The 16143-nt window shown below is 60.6% G+C and carries 16 protein-coding genes; 8 read left to right on the top strand and 8 right to left on the bottom strand.

All coding sequences use genetic code 11. The features are described 5' to 3' along the window. Position 1: 1 nt before the first annotated feature. A complete protein-coding gene (locus V5E99_RS12990; protein ID WP_499802788.1) occupies positions 2-415 on the bottom strand; it encodes a rhodanese-like domain-containing protein in 414 nt (137 codons plus the stop codon). Positions 416-568: 153 nt separating this feature from the next. Here V5E99_RS12990 and gpmI point away from each other — a divergent pair, with 153 nt between their 5' ends. The 4 genes from gpmI (at position 569) to V5E99_RS12970 (ending at position 5767) form a co-directional block, all read left to right on the top strand. After that, the gene (gpmI, locus tag V5E99_RS12985; RefSeq protein WP_499802787.1) at positions 569-2098 is read left to right on the top strand and encodes a 2,3-bisphosphoglycerate-independent phosphoglycerate mutase; all 1530 of its coding nucleotides are present in this window, start codon (positions 569-571) and stop codon (positions 2096-2098) included. Between the two features lie 229 nt (positions 2099-2327). Further along, entirely contained in the window at positions 2328-3623 is a 1296-nt protein-coding gene (locus tag V5E99_RS12980) for a murein hydrolase activator EnvC family protein (RefSeq protein ID WP_499802786.1), read from the top strand. Between the two features lie 34 nt (positions 3624-3657). After that, complete coding sequence (locus V5E99_RS12975; protein WP_499802785.1) at positions 3658-4989, top strand: S41 family peptidase; 1332 nt, start codon at positions 3658-3660, stop codon at positions 4987-4989. A 1-nt stretch (position 4990) separates the two neighbouring features. Beyond that, entirely contained in the window at positions 4991-5767 is a 777-nt protein-coding gene (locus V5E99_RS12970; RefSeq protein ID WP_499802784.1) for a divergent polysaccharide deacetylase family protein, read from the top strand. 82 nt (positions 5768-5849) lie between these two features. Here the strand turns inward: V5E99_RS12970 and V5E99_RS12965 are convergent, their stop codons facing one another. The 7 genes from V5E99_RS12965 to V5E99_RS12935 form a co-directional block, all read right to left on the bottom strand. Next, complete coding sequence (locus V5E99_RS12965; protein ID WP_499802783.1) at positions 5850-6605, bottom strand: substrate-binding periplasmic protein; 756 nt, start codon at positions 6603-6605, stop codon at positions 5850-5852. Between the two features lie 78 nt (positions 6606-6683). Then, complete coding sequence (hisF, locus tag V5E99_RS12960; RefSeq protein WP_007949037.1) at positions 6684-7454, bottom strand: imidazole glycerol phosphate synthase subunit HisF; 771 nt, start codon at positions 7452-7454, stop codon at positions 6684-6686. Positions 7455-7463: 9 nt separating this feature from the next. Further along, positions 7464-8201, bottom strand: coding sequence for a 1-(5-phosphoribosyl)-5-[(5-phosphoribosylamino)methylideneamino]imidazole-4-carboxamide isomerase (gene hisA / locus V5E99_RS12955; RefSeq protein WP_201199840.1), 738 nt, complete (start codon positions 8199-8201; stop codon positions 7464-7466). Between the two features lie 42 nt (positions 8202-8243). Then, positions 8244-8501, bottom strand: coding sequence for a DUF2164 domain-containing protein (locus V5E99_RS12950; protein ID WP_008024930.1), 258 nt, complete (start codon positions 8499-8501; stop codon positions 8244-8246). Further along, positions 8502-9140, bottom strand: coding sequence for an imidazole glycerol phosphate synthase subunit HisH (gene hisH, locus V5E99_RS12945; RefSeq protein WP_123511214.1), 639 nt, complete (start codon positions 9138-9140; stop codon positions 8502-8504). It lies immediately after the preceding gene. Beyond that, the gene (gene hisB, locus V5E99_RS12940) at positions 9140-9733 is read right to left on the bottom strand and encodes an imidazoleglycerol-phosphate dehydratase HisB (RefSeq protein WP_003218037.1); all 594 of its coding nucleotides are present in this window, start codon (positions 9731-9733) and stop codon (positions 9140-9142) included. The genes hisH and hisB overlap by 1 nt, the downstream gene beginning before the upstream one ends. Positions 9734-10015: 282 nt before the next feature. Continuing rightward, entirely contained in the window at positions 10016-11680 is a 1665-nt protein-coding gene (locus V5E99_RS12935; protein WP_499802782.1) for an OFA family MFS transporter, read from the bottom strand. A gap of 331 nt (positions 11681-12011) precedes the next feature. Between V5E99_RS12935 and V5E99_RS12930 the strand changes: the two genes are divergently transcribed. The 4 genes from V5E99_RS12930 to V5E99_RS12915 all read left to right on the top strand — a co-directional run bounded on the left by V5E99_RS12930 (position 12012) and on the right by V5E99_RS12915 (position 16060). Continuing rightward, a complete protein-coding gene (locus V5E99_RS12930) occupies positions 12012-12416 on the top strand; it encodes an acetyl-CoA sensor PanZ family protein (protein WP_499802781.1) in 405 nt (134 codons plus the stop codon). A gap of 76 nt (positions 12417-12492) precedes the next feature. After that, the gene (locus tag V5E99_RS12925) at positions 12493-14727 is read left to right on the top strand and encodes an AsmA family protein (protein ID WP_499802780.1); all 2235 of its coding nucleotides are present in this window, start codon (positions 12493-12495) and stop codon (positions 14725-14727) included. Further along, positions 14724-15791 (top strand): A/G-specific adenine glycosylase, encoded by a 1068-nt coding sequence (mutY, locus tag V5E99_RS12920; protein WP_499802779.1) that lies wholly within the window; start codon positions 14724-14726, stop codon positions 15789-15791. Before V5E99_RS12925 ends, mutY begins: the two co-directional genes overlap by 4 nt. Beyond that, positions 15788-16060, top strand: coding sequence for an oxidative damage protection protein (locus tag V5E99_RS12915; RefSeq protein ID WP_008149405.1), 273 nt, complete (start codon positions 15788-15790; stop codon positions 16058-16060). Before mutY ends, V5E99_RS12915 begins: the two co-directional genes overlap by 4 nt. Positions 16061-16143 lie beyond the last annotated feature (83 nt).

Below are 16143 nucleotides of genomic sequence, written 5' to 3'. Positions count from 1 at the left end.
ATCACTTCACCAGCGGCAGGTTATCGCCCTTCCAGCTGGAAATCCCGCCGGAGAGCTTGGCGGCGGTGAAGCCGGACTTCATCAGTTCGCGAGCATGGGTGCCAGCGGTCTGGCCTTGGGCGTCGACCAGAATGATGGTCTTGGCCTTGTGCTTTTCCAGTTCGCCGACGCGAGCGGTCAGTTTGTCGTGAGGAATGTTCAACGCGCCAACGATGTGGCCAGCGGCGAAATCCTTGGTCGAACGAATGTCGATCACCACGCCTGCGTCCTTGTTGACCAGCCCGGTCAGCTCGGCAGTGCTCAGGCTACGGCCGCCGCCCTGCATCTCATGGGCGATCAGCAGAGCCAGCAGAACAACGAAAATACCGGCCAGCAAATAGTGGGTGGTGGCAAATGCAATCAGGTGATCAAGCATTTAAGGTGGTTCCAGGGCGTTAAAAGTGGGCCAGTATACACAGCCCCTAGGGTGGGCCAAACCCCGTCCGGCGGTGACGCGGTGTGAACTTCGCTTTAAACTGCCACTCCCTTTTCCATTGCCCTCTTTTTAACTCAGCCACGAGTGGAATCCATGACAACCACGCCTAAACCTTTGGTCCTGATTATTCTCGACGGCTTCGGTCACAGTGAGAGCCACGAAGCCAACGCCGTGTATTCGGCGAAGAAGCCGGTTCTGGACCGTCTGACCGCTACCGTACCGAACGGATTGATCTCGGGCAGTGGCATGGACGTTGGCCTGCCGGACGGCCAGATGGGCAACTCCGAGGTCGGCCACATGAACCTGGGGGCCGGCCGCGTGGTGTATCAGGACTTCACCCGCGTGACCAAATCGATCCGCGACGGAGAGTTCTTCGAGAACCCGACCATCTGCGCCGCCGTGGATAAAGCCGTGGCCGCCGGTAAAGCCGTGCACTTCATGGGCCTGCTGTCCGATGGCGGCGTGCACAGCCACCAGGATCATCTGGTCGCCATGGCCGAACTCGCGTTCAAGCGCGGCGCCGAAAAAATCTACCTGCACGCCTTCCTCGACGGTCGCGACACCCCGCCGAAAAGCGCCCAGTCGTCCATCGAACTGCTGGACGCGGCGTTCCAGGCCCTGGGTAAAGGCCGGATCGCCAGCCTCGTCGGCCGTTATTTCGCCATGGACCGTGACAACCGTTGGGACCGCGTGGCCCAGGCCTACAACCTGATCGTCGACGGCAAGGGCGAATTCAACGCCGCCACCGCCCAGGAAGGTCTGCAAGCCGCTTACGAGCGTGGCGAGAGCGACGAATTCGTCAAAGCCACCACCATCGGTGAGCCGGTGAAGGTCGAAGACGGCGACGCCGTGGTGTTCATGAACTTCCGCGCCGACCGCGCCCGTGAGCTGACTCGCGTGTTCGTCGAAGATGATTTCAAAGACTTCGAACGCGCACGCCAGCCAAAACTGGCCGGTTTCGTCATGCTGACCCAATACGCCGCCAGCATCCCCGCGCCTTCGGCCTTCGCCGCCGGCAGCCTGGAAAACGTGCTGGGCGACTATCTGGCGAAAAACGGCAAGACCCAACTGCGCATCGCCGAAACCGAAAAGTATGCCCACGTGACCTTCTTCTTCTCCGGCGGGCGCGAAGAACCGTTCCCGGGTGAAGAACGCATCCTGATCCCGTCGCCCAAAGTCGCCACCTACGACTTGCAGCCTGAGATGAGCGCCCCGGAAGTCACCGACCGTATCGTCGACGCGATCGACAACCAGCGTTACGACGTGATCGTGGTCAACTACGCCAACGGCGACATGGTCGGTCACAGCGGCAACCTTGAAGCCGCGATCAAAGCCGTCGAATGCCTGGACCTGTGCGTCGGCCGTATCGTCGAGGCCTTGGAAAAGGTCGGCGGCGAAGCGCTGATCACCGCTGACCACGGCAACTGCGAAAAAATGTCCGACGAAGAAACCCATCAGGCCCACACCGCTCACACCACCGAGCCGGTGCCGTTCATTTATGTCGGCAAGCGTGACTTCAAGGTTCGCCATGGCGGCGTGCTGGCGGACGTGGCGCCAACCATGCTGATGTTGATGGGCCTGGAGAAACCGAAAGAAATGACCGGCACTTCGATTCTGGTCTGATCAGATCCATCAAACACCGCAAAACCTTGTGGGAGCGAGCTTGCTCGCGATAGCAATCTGACAGCCAACATCACTGTTGAATGTCAGGTCGCCATCGCGAGCAAGCTCGCTCCCACATTGGTTTGGGGTGTTTTTCAGGCCAGTTATCACACAGCCCGAAAAGGGCGTTTTTTTTGCGGCGCTTGGCGGGCATACTAGGCCGTCCCTTTCCCTGGTATCACCCGCCTCTATGCTTCGCGTCCTGATAGCCCTCGCTCTGACTTGCCTGCTCCAACCGGCCTTTGCTGACGAGCGCGCGCAAACCCAACAACAGTTGGACGCCACGCGTCAGGACATTGCCGAGCTGAAAAAACTGCTGGGCAAGCTGCAGGAAGAAAAATCCGGTGTGCAAAAGGACCTCAAGGGCACCGAAACCGAGATGGGCAAGCTCGAGAAGCAGGTCGATGCCCTGCAAAAAGAGCTGAAGAAAAGCGAATCCGAGCTGCAGCGACTCGATGGTGAGAAAAAAAAACTCCAGAGCGCGCGCATTGAACAGCAACGACTGATCGCCATTCAGGCCCGCGCCGCCTATCAGAACGGCCGTCAGGAATACCTCAAGCTGCTGCTCAACCAGCAGAATCCGGAAAAATTCGCCCGCACCCTCACCTATTACGACTACCTGAGCCAGGCCCGCCTGGAGCAGTTGAAGAATTTCAACGAAACCCTGCGCCAACTGGCCAACGTCGAAAAAGACATTTCCATGCAACAGGCGCAGTTGCTGGTGCAAAAAAGCAGCCTCGACAGCCAGCGCGACGAACTCGACAAAGTCCGCCAGGAACGCCAGCAAGTCCTGGCCAAACTCAACGACGACGTAAAGGCGCGCGATCAGAAACTCGCCTCCCGCGAGCAGGATCAGGCAGACCTGTCTAAAGTCCTTAAAACCATCGAAGAAACCCTGGCTCGCCAGGCTCGTGAGGCAGAAGAAGCGCGGCAAAAAGCGCTGATTGCCCAGCAGGAAGCCGAAAAAAAGCGTTTACGTGAGGCCCAGGAACTGGCGGATGCCAACACCGACGCCCCACGCAAACCGGCCAAATCGACACCTGGCGCGCTGGTTTCCAGTTCAGGCGAGACCTTTGGCGGCGCATTTGCTTCTGCCCGCGGCAAACTTCCATGGCCGGTTGATGGTCGACTGTTGGCGCGCTTCGGCGAAAGTCGCGGCGACGACGCACGGACCAAGTGGGACGGCGTGATGATCAGCGCCTCCGCCGGCAGCCAGGTGCATGCCGTACACGGTGGCCGCGTGGTGTTTGCCGACTGGTTGCGCGGCGCCGGGCTGCTGGTGATTCTCGACCACGGCAACGGTTTCTTGAGTCTTTACGGTCACAACCAGACGCTGCTCAAGTCTGCGGGTGACGTGGTTAAAGCCGGTGAGTCCATCTCCACTGTCGGTAACAGTGGCGGGCAGGACACGCCAGCGTTGTATTTTGCAATTCGTCAGCAGGGTCACCCGAGTGATCCGGCCCAATGGTGCCACGCGCAAGGATAGGCGTTGAGTCACCTACATTAGGAGTTCGTTCGACATGCTGCATTTGTCCCGCCTTACCTCGCTGGCCCTGACGATCGCACTGGTGATCGGCGCGCCTCTGGCGTTTGCCGCTCAGCCTGCACCGGCGGCTGCGCCAGCTCCTGCACCTGCGGGCACTGCTGCGACCACCAAGGCACCATTGCCGCTCGAAGAGTTGCGCACCTTTGCCGAGGTCATGGACCGGATCAAAGCCGCTTATGTCGAACCGGTCGATGACAAGACCCTGCTGGAAAATGCCATCAAGGGCATGCTCAGCAACCTCGATCCGCACTCCGCCTACCTGGGCCCGGAAGACTTCGCTGAGCTGCAGGAAAGCACCAGCGGCGAATTCGGCGGCCTGGGCATCGAAGTCGGCGCCGAAGACGGCTTTATCAAAGTGGTGTCGCCGATCGACGACACCCCGGCCTCCAAGGCTGGCATCCAGGCCGGCGACTTCATCGTCAAGATCAACGGCGCGCCGACTCGCGGCCAGACCATGACCGAAGCCGTGGACAAGATGCGCGGCAAGCTCGGCCAGAAAATCACCCTGACCCTGGTTCGCGATGGCGGCACGCCGTTCGACGTGACCCTGGTGCGCGCCACCATTCAAGTGAAGAGCGTCAAGGCTCAGCTGCTGGAATCGGGCTACGGCTACATCCGCATCACCCAGTTCCAGGTCAAGACCGGCGAAGAGGTCTCCAAGGCCCTGGCCAAGTTGCGCAAGGACAACGGCAAGAAGCTCAACGGCATCGTCCTCGACCTGCGTAACAACCCGGGCGGCGTGCTGCAAGCGGCGGTGGAAGTGGTCGACCACTTCATCACCAAAGGCCTGATCGTCTACACCAAGGGCCGTATCGCCAACTCGGAACTGCGTTTCTCGGCCACCGGCAAAGACGAAAGCGAAGCCGTGCCAATGGTTGTGCTGATCAACGGCGGCAGCGCCTCGGCTTCGGAAATCGTCGCCGGCGCCTTGCAGGATCAGAAACGCGCGGTGCTGATGGGCACCACCAGTTTCGGCAAAGGCTCGGTTCAAACCGTGCTGCCGCTGAACAACGACCGCGCATTGAAGATCACCACCGCGCTGTACTTCACGCCGAACGGGCGCTCGATCCAGGCCCAGGGCATCGTCCCGGACATCGAAGTGCGCAAGGCCAAGATCACCAACGAGCAGGACGGCGAGTACTTCAAGGAAGCCGATCTGCAAGGTCACTTGGGCAATGGCAACGGCGGCGCCGACAAACCGACCGGTTCGGCCAGCAAAGCCAAGGCTATGCCGCAGGATGACGATTACCAGTTGGCCCAGGCCCTGAGCCTGCTCAAAGGGCTGAGCATTACCTCCGGCCGCTGAGATGCGCCTGCGGTTCATCCTCACGCTGTTGTGCTGCCTGGCGGGCGCTGCTCATGCAGACCCCGCCAAGGCACCGCCTCACAAGGCTTACCTGACACTGATCATCGACGACCTGGGGCAGAACCTGCCCCGGGATCGCCGTGTGCTCGCCCTCCCCGGCCCGGTGACCACGGCGATCATGCCCGACACACCCCACGCCGCCGAATTCGCCCGCGAAGCCCATCGCGCGGGCAAGATCGTGATCCTGCACATGCCCATGGACCCGGCCACCGGCCCGTTCGCCTGGCACCCTGACCTGCCAATCGAAGAACTGGAAAAACGCCTCGACGCGGCGTTCAAGGCTGTGCCGTACACCGCTGGCATCAACAACCACATGGGCAGTCGCATGACCGCCCAACCGGCGGCCATGGCCTGGTTGATGGCGGACTTGCAACGGCGGCACAAATTCTTCGTCGACAGCCGCACCAGCGCGCAAACCGTGGCGGCGGCCGAGGCGCAGAAAATTGGCCTGGCGCACGTCTCACGGGATGTATTCCTCGATGACGAACGCACCGAAGCGGCGATCTTCACGCAACTGCAAACGGCCATCAGCCTGGCGCACAAGCAGGGCTCGGCGGTGCTGATCGGGCATCCGTATCCGCAGACATTGGCGGTGCTGGAACGGGAATTACCGAAACTCAAGGCTCAGGGCGTTGAGTGGATCGATATCAAGTTGATGATCAGTGTGCGCGGCAATCGGGCGATGGCCGGGCATGGGAAGGACGGCGTGTACCGCTGAAAAGATCGCAGCCTTCGGCAGCTCCTACGCCGAACGCGCTCTCCTGTAGAAGCTGCCGAAGGCTGCGATCTTTTGATCCACGCTACAAATACTTCGCCATGATTTCATCGACCACGCCTTCCTTGCGCAGTTGATCCAGCGCTGCTTGCAGCTTGGCAACGGTTTCATCCGGCACGTCTTTGTTCAGCGCCAGGTACAACTCGGCGCTGTTGAAGCGCAGTACGGTCTTGAGGCCTGTCACGCCGTCCTGCCGCGCCAGGTAACGCCCCGCCGGATCACCGGTGGCCCAGAGGTCAATCTGGCCACCGACCAGTTTGCGGGCATTGTCCTGATCACGAAGCACCACAATCGGATTCAGCCCCTGCTTGGCCAGGGTCTCGGCAATCGCATCACCCTTGTAGGCGCCGATTTTGTACTTTCGCGCCTGATCCAGCGTCTCGAGGGTGATCTTGCTGTCAGCCTTGGCCAGCATGATCCAGTCATCCGGGCCGATAGGGCCGACCCACTTGAAGAGCTTCTCCCGGTCCGGCAGCCGCGCCATTACAAACACACCGTAACCGGGTTTCTCCAGGGCGAGTTTGTAGATGCGCTCCCAAGGGAAACGCAGGGTCAGGCTGTAGGAAATGTCGGTGCGCTTGAACATCTCGCGGACGATGTCCACGGCGATGCCGTTGATGTTCTCGTCCTGAGCGAAATTTTTGCCGTTCTTCGCCATGTTGTACGGCGGGAAGTTTTCCGTCAGCAACACCAGGTCGGGGGCGGATTTTTCTTCGGCGTGGGCTGCGTTGATCAGCAACACAGAAGCGCTGGCGAGGACAAGAAGAAGGCGTTTGAGCATGTCGGGCTACCGGAATCCATGGCGTGCCCAAGAGTGCCTTGAGCCCGCCATGCTGTCCACTGGCCTGTATCGGTTTGTTTACCGCATCACGATTCCGCGATGGGCCATGTAGGCCTTGGCTTCCTGCACGGTGTATTCGCCGAAGTGGAAAATACTCGCCGCCAGCACCGCGCTGGCGTGGCCTTCGAGGATGCCGTCGGCCAAATGTTGCAGGTTGCCGACACCGCCGGAAGCGATCACCGGAATGCCCAGCGCATCGCTGATGGCGCGGGTCACGCCCAGGTCGAAGCCGTTTTTCATGCCGTCCTGGTCCATGCTGGTCAGGAGGATTTCCCCGGCGCCCAGGCCTTCCATTTTCTTCGCCCACTCGACCGCGTCGAGACCGGTCGGCTTACGCCCGCCGTGGGTGAAGATTTCCCAGCGCGGGGTTTCGCCCGGCAGTGAAACCTTCTTCGCGTCAATGGCGACGACGATGCATTGCGAGCCGAAATGCTGCGCCGCTTCGCCGACGAATTCCGGGTTGAACACGGCAGCGGTGTTGATCGAGACCTTGTCCGCGCCGGCATTGAGCAAGTTGCGAATGTCCTGCACGGTGCGCACGCCACCGCCCACGGTCAGCGGGATAAACACCTGGCTGGCCATGCGCTCGACGGTATGCAGCGTGGTATCGCGACCATCGACGCTGGCGGTGATGTCGAGAAAGGTAATCTCATCGGCACCCTGCTCGTCGTAGCGACGGGCGATTTCCACCGGGTCGCCGGCATCGCGGATGTTTTCGAACTTCACACCTTTGACGACCCGGCCGTTGTCCACGTCCAGGCAAGGGATGATGCGTTTGGCCAGCGCCATGGTCAGTCCTCAGCCTTTGTACGAATCGCAGAAAGCTTGCGCTTCGGCGACGTCGAGGGTGCCTTCGTAGATCGCCCGGCCGGTGATCGCGCCGATGATGCCCGGCGCCTTGGCGTCGAGCAGCGACTTGATGTCACCGAGGTTGTGAATCCCGCCGGAAGCGATCACCGGAATGCGCGTGGCAGCGGCCAGCGCGGCGGTGTAGGAAACGTTGCAGCCCTGCATCATGCCGTCTTTGGCGATGTCGGTATAAACGATCGCAGACACGCCATCAGCTTCGAATTGCTTGGCCAGGTCGATGACCTGAATGGTGCTGATTTCAGCCCAGCCGTCGGTGGCGACGAAACCGTCCTTGGCGTCCAGGCCAACAATCACTTTGCCCGGAAACGCGCGGCAGGCTTCGGCAACGAAGGCCGGATCTTTCACGGCTTTGGTGCCGATGATCACGTAGCTCACGCCCGCTTTCACGTAGTGCTCGATGGTTTCCAGGGAACGGATACCGCCACCGATCTGGATCGGCAGGTTCGGGTAGCGCTTGGCAATCGCGGTGACCACTTCGCCGTTGACTGGCTGGCCTTCGAAGGCGCCGTTCAAATCGACCAGATGCAGACGACGGCAACCGCCCTCCACCCACTTGGCAGCCATGCTCACCGGGTCATCGGAGAACACCGTGGAATCTTCCATGCGGCCCTGGCGCAGACGAACACAGGCACCGTCCTTGAGATCGATAGCGGGAATAATCAGCATCTGGCAAACCTTCAAATTCGAGTGTTCAGCTTCGCTCGGAAATCAGTTTTTCTCGAGCGCCCACAGGTCGCTTTCGATGCTTTCGAACCTTTCTTTAAGGTGCGTCTGCACATCGAAAATCGCCCTGTTGTAATAGTGCGGCGCGATTTCGCGGGTAAACAGTTCAAGGATTTCGGCCGCTTCGAACGAACCCAGGTCCAGTTCGAAGCGATCCTCCATAAACCGCTTGATCTTGTGATTGGCCTCGTTCTCCTGTTCGGGAGTGAGGGTCAGGATCGGCGGCTTCTTCTTGACGGCCATTTACCAGCGACCATCCCACGCGGCGAAGTTCTGCAGCAATTGCAGGCCATGGGTATGGCTTTTCTCCGGGTGGAACTGCACGGCGAAACGCGAGCCATCAGCCAGCGCCGCGGCGAAATCGACACCGTAGTGACCGCCACCCACCACTTGCCGCGCATTGCCGGCAGCGATGTAGTAGCTGTGCACGAAGTAGAAACGCGCCAGGTCCGGAATGTTGTGCCACAGCGGGTGATCCACCGTTTGCTTCACTTCGTTCCAGCCCATGTGCGGGACTTTCAGGTGTTCGCCGTCTTCGTGCAGGTCTTTGCCGAAGAACTTCACCGCGCCCGGGAACAGGCCGATGCAGTCCACGCCGTCGTTTTCTTCACTGCTGTCGAGCAAGGCTTGCATGCCCACGCAGATGCCGAGAAACGGACGGTCCTGGCTGACTTCACGCACCAGCGAGTCGAAACCCAGGCGACGAATCTCCGCCATGCAATCGCGAATCGCGCCGACACCGGGGAAAACCACCCGGTCGGCTTCGCGAATCACATCGGCATCGCTGGTGATCAAGACCTTGCCGGCACCGACGTGCTCGAGGGCCTTGGCCACCGAGTGCAGGTTGCCCATGCCGTAATCGATAACCGCGACCGTCTGCATTACAGAACGCCTTTGGTCGATGGCATCTGACCGGCCATGCGGTCATCGAGCTCTACGGCCATGCGCAAGGCGCGGCCGAAAGCCTTGAACACGGTTTCGATCTGGTGGTGGGTGTTGGTGCCGCGCAGGTTGTCGATGTGCAGGCTGACCAGGGCGTGGTTGACGAAGCCCTGGAAGAATTCCTGGAACAGGTCAACGTCGAAGCCGCCCACGGTGGCGCGGGTATAGGGAACGTGCATCTGCAGGCCTGGGCGGCCGGAGAAGTCGATCACCACGCGCGACAGCGCTTCATCGAGCGGCACATAGGCGTGGCCGTAGCGACGGATGCCTTTCTTGTCGCCGATGGCTTTGGCAAAGGCCTGACCCAGGGTGATACCGACGTCTTCCACGGTGTGGTGGTCGTCGATATGCAGGTCGCCCTTGCTGACAATATCCAGGTCGATCAGCCCGTGACGGGCGATCTGGTCCAGCATGTGCTCAAGAAAAGGTACACCGATATCAAATCGGGCCTTTCCGGTGCCATCCAGGTTGATCGAGGCTTTGATCTGGGTTTCCAGAGTGTCGCGCTCGACAGACGCCTTACGTTCGGCCATCACCAGCTCCGCAAAATCATTGGGCGAAAAAGGCAGCCATTATAGGGGCGCGGGGCCGAAACAGAAACACGGGAGGTGATATCCCTGACGGATAGAACCCCGTGCTGTCGGGGATAGACATGTGCATACAAGCAAAAAGATCGCAGCCTTCGGCAGCGCCTACGGTCGGCGTACACATAACAATGTGTGGTCTCGGTCGGTGTAGGAGCTGCCGAAGGCTGCGATCTTTTCGGGCATAAACCACTGTGCCTGACACACCACATGCCAGGCACAACGCATTTCTTAGTGGAACAGAACCGCCGTTTTCTGCAGGGTCACCCAAACACCCCACGCCAACGGAATCCCCACCACCAGCCACGCCGCAATCGCCAACGGCTTGCTGCCCGGCGCCGCTTTCCACTCCAGCACGGTGCTGCTGTCAGCGCCCTTGTCGTGGCCCAGCGCCTGTTCGGCGGCCAGTTCGGCGTCGGTCATGAAGTACTTGTCGGCCACCGGACGCACCAGCAGGTTGCAGAGGAAACCCAGCACCAGCAGGCCCGCGAGGATGTACAAGGTGATGTCGTAAGCCGCAGCGCGTTCAACGCCGATGCTCAACTGATACTCACGCAGGTAGTTCACCAACACCGGACCCAACACGCCCGCCGCCGCCCATGCCGTCAGCAGACGACCGTGGATCGCGCCGACCATTTGCGTGCCAAACAGGTCCGCCAGGTACGCCGGCACCGTCGCAAAACCACCGCCGTACATCGACAGGATGATGCAGAACGCCGCCACGAACAGCGAAACGTTGCCCAGGTGACCGAGGTTCGGGATCAGCGCGTACAGGGCAAAGCCCAAGGCGAAGAACACGAAATAGGTATTTTTACGGCCCAGGTAGTCAGAGAACGACGCCCAGAAGAACCGCCCACCAATGTTGAACAGGCTCAGCAAACCGGTGAAACCGGCAGCAATTGCAGCGATCGAAGCCAGTTGCCCGGCGTCCAGTTGACCGAACGGCAGGTCAACACCGATCAATTTGCCACCAAACACTTCCTGCAACAGCGGCGACGCCATGCCGAGAATGCCGATACCGGCCGACACGTTCAGGCACAGCACCAGCCACACCAGACGGAATTGCGGAGTTTTCCACGCCACGTTCACATGGACGTGACGGTGAGTGATCATTGCGTTCGCGGATTTTTTTGCCGGCGGTGTCCAGCCCTCAGGCTTCCAGCCCGTTGGCGGCACGCGGTAGGACAGTGCGCCGCCGATCATGAACACGAAGTAGATCGCGGCCATCACCAGGAAGCTCTGCCATACGCCCACGCTGGTGGGTGAAGCGAAGTGGCCCATCAGGGCCGCAGCCAGTGGAGCACCCACCATCGCGCCGCCACCGAAACCCATGATCGCCATGCCCGTGGCCATGCCGCGCTTGTCCGGGAACCACTTGATCAGGGTCGAGACCGGCGAGATGTAACCCAGGCCCAGGCCGATACCGCCAATGACCCCGGAGCCGACCCACATCAGCCAGATCTGATGGGTATAAATGCCCAGCGCCGAAATCAGCAGACCGCCGCACCAGCACAGCGCCGATACCACGCCAGCCTTGCGCGGGCCCGCGCGTTCCAGCCAGCCACCCCAGATCGCTGCCGAGCAGCCGAGGAAGATGAAGAACAGGGTGTAGATCCAGCCGAGCATCGAGATCGGCCAGTCGCATTGGGACGAGAAGACTTGCGAGATGAAGCTCATGTCCGGCGCACAAGCCACTGGCGCGGTCACGCCCAAGGCCTTGGACAGCGGCAACCAGAACACCGAGAAGCCGTAGGCCATGCCGATGCACAGGTGAATGGCCAAAGCGGCCGGTGGTACCAGCCAACGGTTGAAACCGGGCTTGGCGATGATGCGTTCTTTGGACAGGAACGCAGGCTGGGCGGCTTTGACGCCGTCCGCCGTGATGCTCGTGTTCATGGTGTATCCCCCAATTATTAGTATGGTTCGCCAGCCACTCCTCACTCCTAGCCTTAATGCACGCAGGCATGACCTTTTTTTGGGTGAAGCTCCATTTGGGCGCGACGTTAAGTCGCAGAAGGACGGACGAACCGGGAGAGGTTACCATTTGCCCGTGACAGAAAAACCAAACTGATATCACCTTTTCTGTGTCATCTGTTCTCTTCCCCCGTAGGAGCTGCCGAAGACTGCGATCTTTTGATCTTGATCTTTAAAAACAAGATCAAAAGATCGCAGTCTTCGGCAGCTCCTACGGGAGTGATATCTGTAAAAATTTCTTACAGGAACCGCCATGCCGATCATTGTCGAGCCGCTGACCGAAGCCACTTATCAGGATCAGCAAGACCTGCAGAAAATCTACCGCGACGCCCCGGACTGGCTGTTTGCGCCGTTCGCCGGCGAGGTGCAGTTAATCGAAGGCTGCCTGCGGGACGGCTCGTTGATTGCCGGGCGCTTCAACGATCGGTTGCTGGGCGCTGGGCGCCTGCAACGTCATCAGGACGTTTGGCACTTATCCCAAATTTGCGTGCGAAAAATTACCCGTCGCCGTGGGGTGGCGGAGCGTCTGGTGAACCAAGCGCAGGAAATGGCGTCGCAGTCGGGCGCTACATTGCGCCTGTTGGCACCTGCCGGGCACCTGGAAGCCCAGGCATTGGCGGCCAAACTGAACGTGCCGCTGGATGTGCTGCCCATATGAACTGACCGGTCGTCAGTTTTGGGGCGCTATACTCCCCGGCTAAATTTCGAATTCGACTAACTACAAGGACTCGCCCATGAAAGCGTTCGGCAAAATCCTGGGTCTGGTACTTCTCGGGCTGTTGCTGATCATTGTGGCGCTGGGCTTTGCCCTGACCCACCTCTTCGATCCCAACGACTATAAAGACGAGATTCGCCAGATTGCCCGCGACAAGGCCCACATCGAGCTGACGCTCAATGGCGACATCGGCTGGAGCCTGTTCCCGTGGCTGGGCCTGGAATTGCACGACGCCAGCATCGCGACCCTGATCAAACCCACCGAGCCCTACGCCGATTTGCAGATGCTCGGCCTGTCGGTTCGCGTGCTGCCGCTGCTGCGCCGCGAAGTGCAGATGAGCGACGTGCGCGTCGAAGGGTTGAACCTGCGCCTGAACCGCGACAAGGATGGCCACGGCAACTGGGAAGACATCGGCAAGCTCCCACCCGATGCCAATGCCGTGCCGACTGGCACCCCGCCTGCCACTGCGGGCCAGCCTGCGCCGGACGCCCCCGTCGCCGTGGAAAAACCGCCTCAGCCCATCCGCCTGGACATCGACAGCCTGACCGTGAACAACGCGCGGGTTGAGTACAACGATGAAAAAACCGGCAAGAACTACAGCGCCGAAAGCATTCAGCTGAGCACTGGCGCGGTCCACGATTCGACCAATATTCCGTTGAAACTGACGGCGTTCCTGTCCGCCAACCAACCTGCGCTGCGGGTCCGGACCGAACTGAGCGGCGAAGTGCGCATCGCCCGCGCCCTCCAGCGTTACCAGTTCGAAGACATGAAACTGTCCGGCGAAGTGACCGGCGACCCACTGCAAGGCAAAACCATGACCTTCGCCGCACAGGGTCAGGTATTGCTGGATAAAGCAGCGAACATCGCCGAATGGACCGGCATCAAGATCTCCGCCAACCAGTTGCGCGCCTTGGGGGAACTGAAGGTCAATGACCTCGACAAGACCCCGCAAATCAGCGGCGGACTGTCGATTGCCCAGTTCGACCTGGCCAAATTCGTCGACAGCATCGGCCAGAAACTCCCGGCCATGGCCGAGGGCAGCCTGAGCAAAGTCGAGTTGGTCAGCCGTGTCGCGGGGACGCCCACCAGCCTGTCCCTGGACAACATCAACCTGAAAGTCGACGACAGCAGCTTCAGTGGCCGGATCGCCGTCGAGGATTTCGCCAAGCAATCGCTGCGCGCAATCCTCAAGGCTGACACCTTCAACGTCGATCGCTACCTGCCGCCAAAATCCGCCGAAGCCAACAGCGCCACGCAAGTGCGCCAGGCTGAAGTGGCCAGCACCGAGGCCGACGCCATGGCCGGCGCAGGCACCACGCCGTTGCCACCGTCGCCGACCAAAGGCGCCTGGAGCACCGAACGCCTGTTGCCGGTGGAACGCCTGGCCAAACTCGACGTGGATGCCGACCTGACCTTCGGCCAGTTGACCCTCGACAAACTGCCGATCCAGAACGCCGCGCTCAAGGCCAACGGCCAGGGCGGCCTGCTGACCCTGGAGAACCTGCGCGGCGACTTGTACAACGGCAACTTCGAAGCCAAGGGCACCCTCGATGTGCGCCAACAAGTGCCGGCGCTGAGCCTGCAAACCCACATCACCAAAGTACCAGTGGAAAAAATCCTTGAAAGCCAGGGCAAAAATCCACCGGTCAAAGGTCTGGTGACGCTCACCAGTGCACTGACCGGCACCGGCAACAGTCAGAAAGCCCTGATCGAAAGCCTCAACGGTAACGCCAGTTTCGTTATCAACAACGGCGTACTGCTCAATGCCAACCTCGAGCAGCAACTGTGCAAAGGCATCGCCACCCTGAATCGTAAAACCCTCAGCGGCGAGCCAAGGGGCAAGGACACGCCGTTCCAGGAACTCAAGGGCAACCTGACCTTGCGCAACGGCGTGGCCAGCAATCCGGACATGAAAGTGCGCATCCCGGGCATGACCGTCAACGGTGACGGCGACGTCGATCTGCGGGTGCTGGGCATGGACTATCGCGTCGGCATCATCGTCGAAGGCGACACCAGCGCCATACCGGACCCGGCCTGCCAGGTCGGCGACAAGTTCGTCGGCATCGAGTGGCCGCTGCGCTGCCGTGGCCCGCTGGAACTGGGCGCAAAGGCTTGCCGACTGGATAACGAACGCATGGGTCAGGTCGCGGCCAAACTGGCGGGCGACAAACTCAGTGACAAAATCGACGAGAAGCTCGGCGACAAAGTCAGCCCAGAACTGAAAAACGCATTGAAGGGGCTGTTCAAGCGATGAGAGCCGAGCAGTTTTCATCGGCGGTGCTGGACTGGTACGACCGCCACGGCCGCCACGACCTGCCTTGGCAACAAGGCATCACCCCGTATCGGGTGTGGGTCTCGGAAATCATGTTGCAGCAGACCCAGGTCAGCACCGTGCTGAACTACTTCGACCGTTTCATGGCTTCGCTGCCAACGGTCGAAGCCCTGGCCGCCGCGCCGGAAGACGAAGTGCTGCACTTGTGGACGGGTCTGGGTTATTACACCCGGGCACGCAATCTGCAGAAGACCGCGAAGATCGTCGTCACTGAATACGGCGGCGAGTTTCCACGGGATGTCGAGAAGCTGGTTGAACTGCCGGGCATCGGCTTGTCCACGGCCGGCGCCATCGCCAGCCTGAGCATGGGCCTGCGCGCGCCGATCCTCGACGGCAACGTTAAACGGGTGCTGGCGCGCTTTACCGCGCAAGAGGGTTATCCGGGCGAGCCGAAGGTCGCCAAACAGCTCTGGGCGAACGCTGAGCGCTTTACGCCGCATGACCGGGTCAACGCCTACACCCAGGCGATGATGGATCTGGGCGCCACGCTCTGCACCCGCAGCAAACCGAGCTGCCTGCTCTGCCCGCTGGAAAAGGGCTGCGAAGCGCACATGCTCGGCCTGGAAACCCGCTACCCGATCCCCAAGCCGCGCAAAGCCGTGCCCCAGAAGCGCACGCTGATGCCGATGCTCGCCAACGGCGAAGGCGCGATTCTGCTTTACCGTCGGCCATCCACGGGCCTGTGGGGCGGTTTGTGGAGCTTGCCGGAACTCGACGACCTCGAGGACCTGCAACACCTGGCCACGCAGCATTCGCTGGAACTGGGCAGCCAACAGGCGCTGCCGAGCCTGGTGCACACCTTCAGCCATTTTCAGTTGTCCATCGAACCCTGGCTGGTCCAGGTCCAGGAGGCCGGCCATCACGTGGCCGAGGCCGACTGGCTCTGGTATAACCTCGCCACCCCGCCGCGCCTGGGCCTTGCCGCCCCGGTCAAAACCTTGCTCGAACGCGCGGCTGCCGTATTGAACGCAGGAGAGTCGTCATGACCCGCACCATCATGTGCCGCAAGTACAAAGAAGAATTGCCCGCCCTGGAACGTGCCCCGTTCCCCGGCGCAAAAGGCCAGGACATTTTTGACCACGTCTCGGCCAAGGCCTGGGCCGACTGGCAGAAACACCAGACCCTGCTGATCAACGAAAAACGCCTGAACATGATGAACGCCGAAGATCGCAAATATCTGCAAGGCGAGATGGACAAGTTCTTTTCCGGCGAGGAATACGCCAAGGCTGACGGCTACGTTCCGCCAGCGGAATAATCCCGATTATTCGGGGGTCGGAACGTAAGCGACGGTAATAATTAAAATTTTTTTGAAAACTTTCTTGACGACCCCCTGAAAAA

Origin of the sequence: Janthinobacterium sp. LPB2021202312-11-4 (genome assembly GCF_037049705.1) — a bacterium.
In the GTDB taxonomy this organism is placed as follows: Bacteria; Pseudomonadota; Gammaproteobacteria; order Pseudomonadales; family Pseudomonadaceae; genus Aquipseudomonas.
The sequence above is the reverse complement of the archived record's forward strand: the minus strand, read 5'-3'. Positions and strand labels throughout refer to the sequence as shown.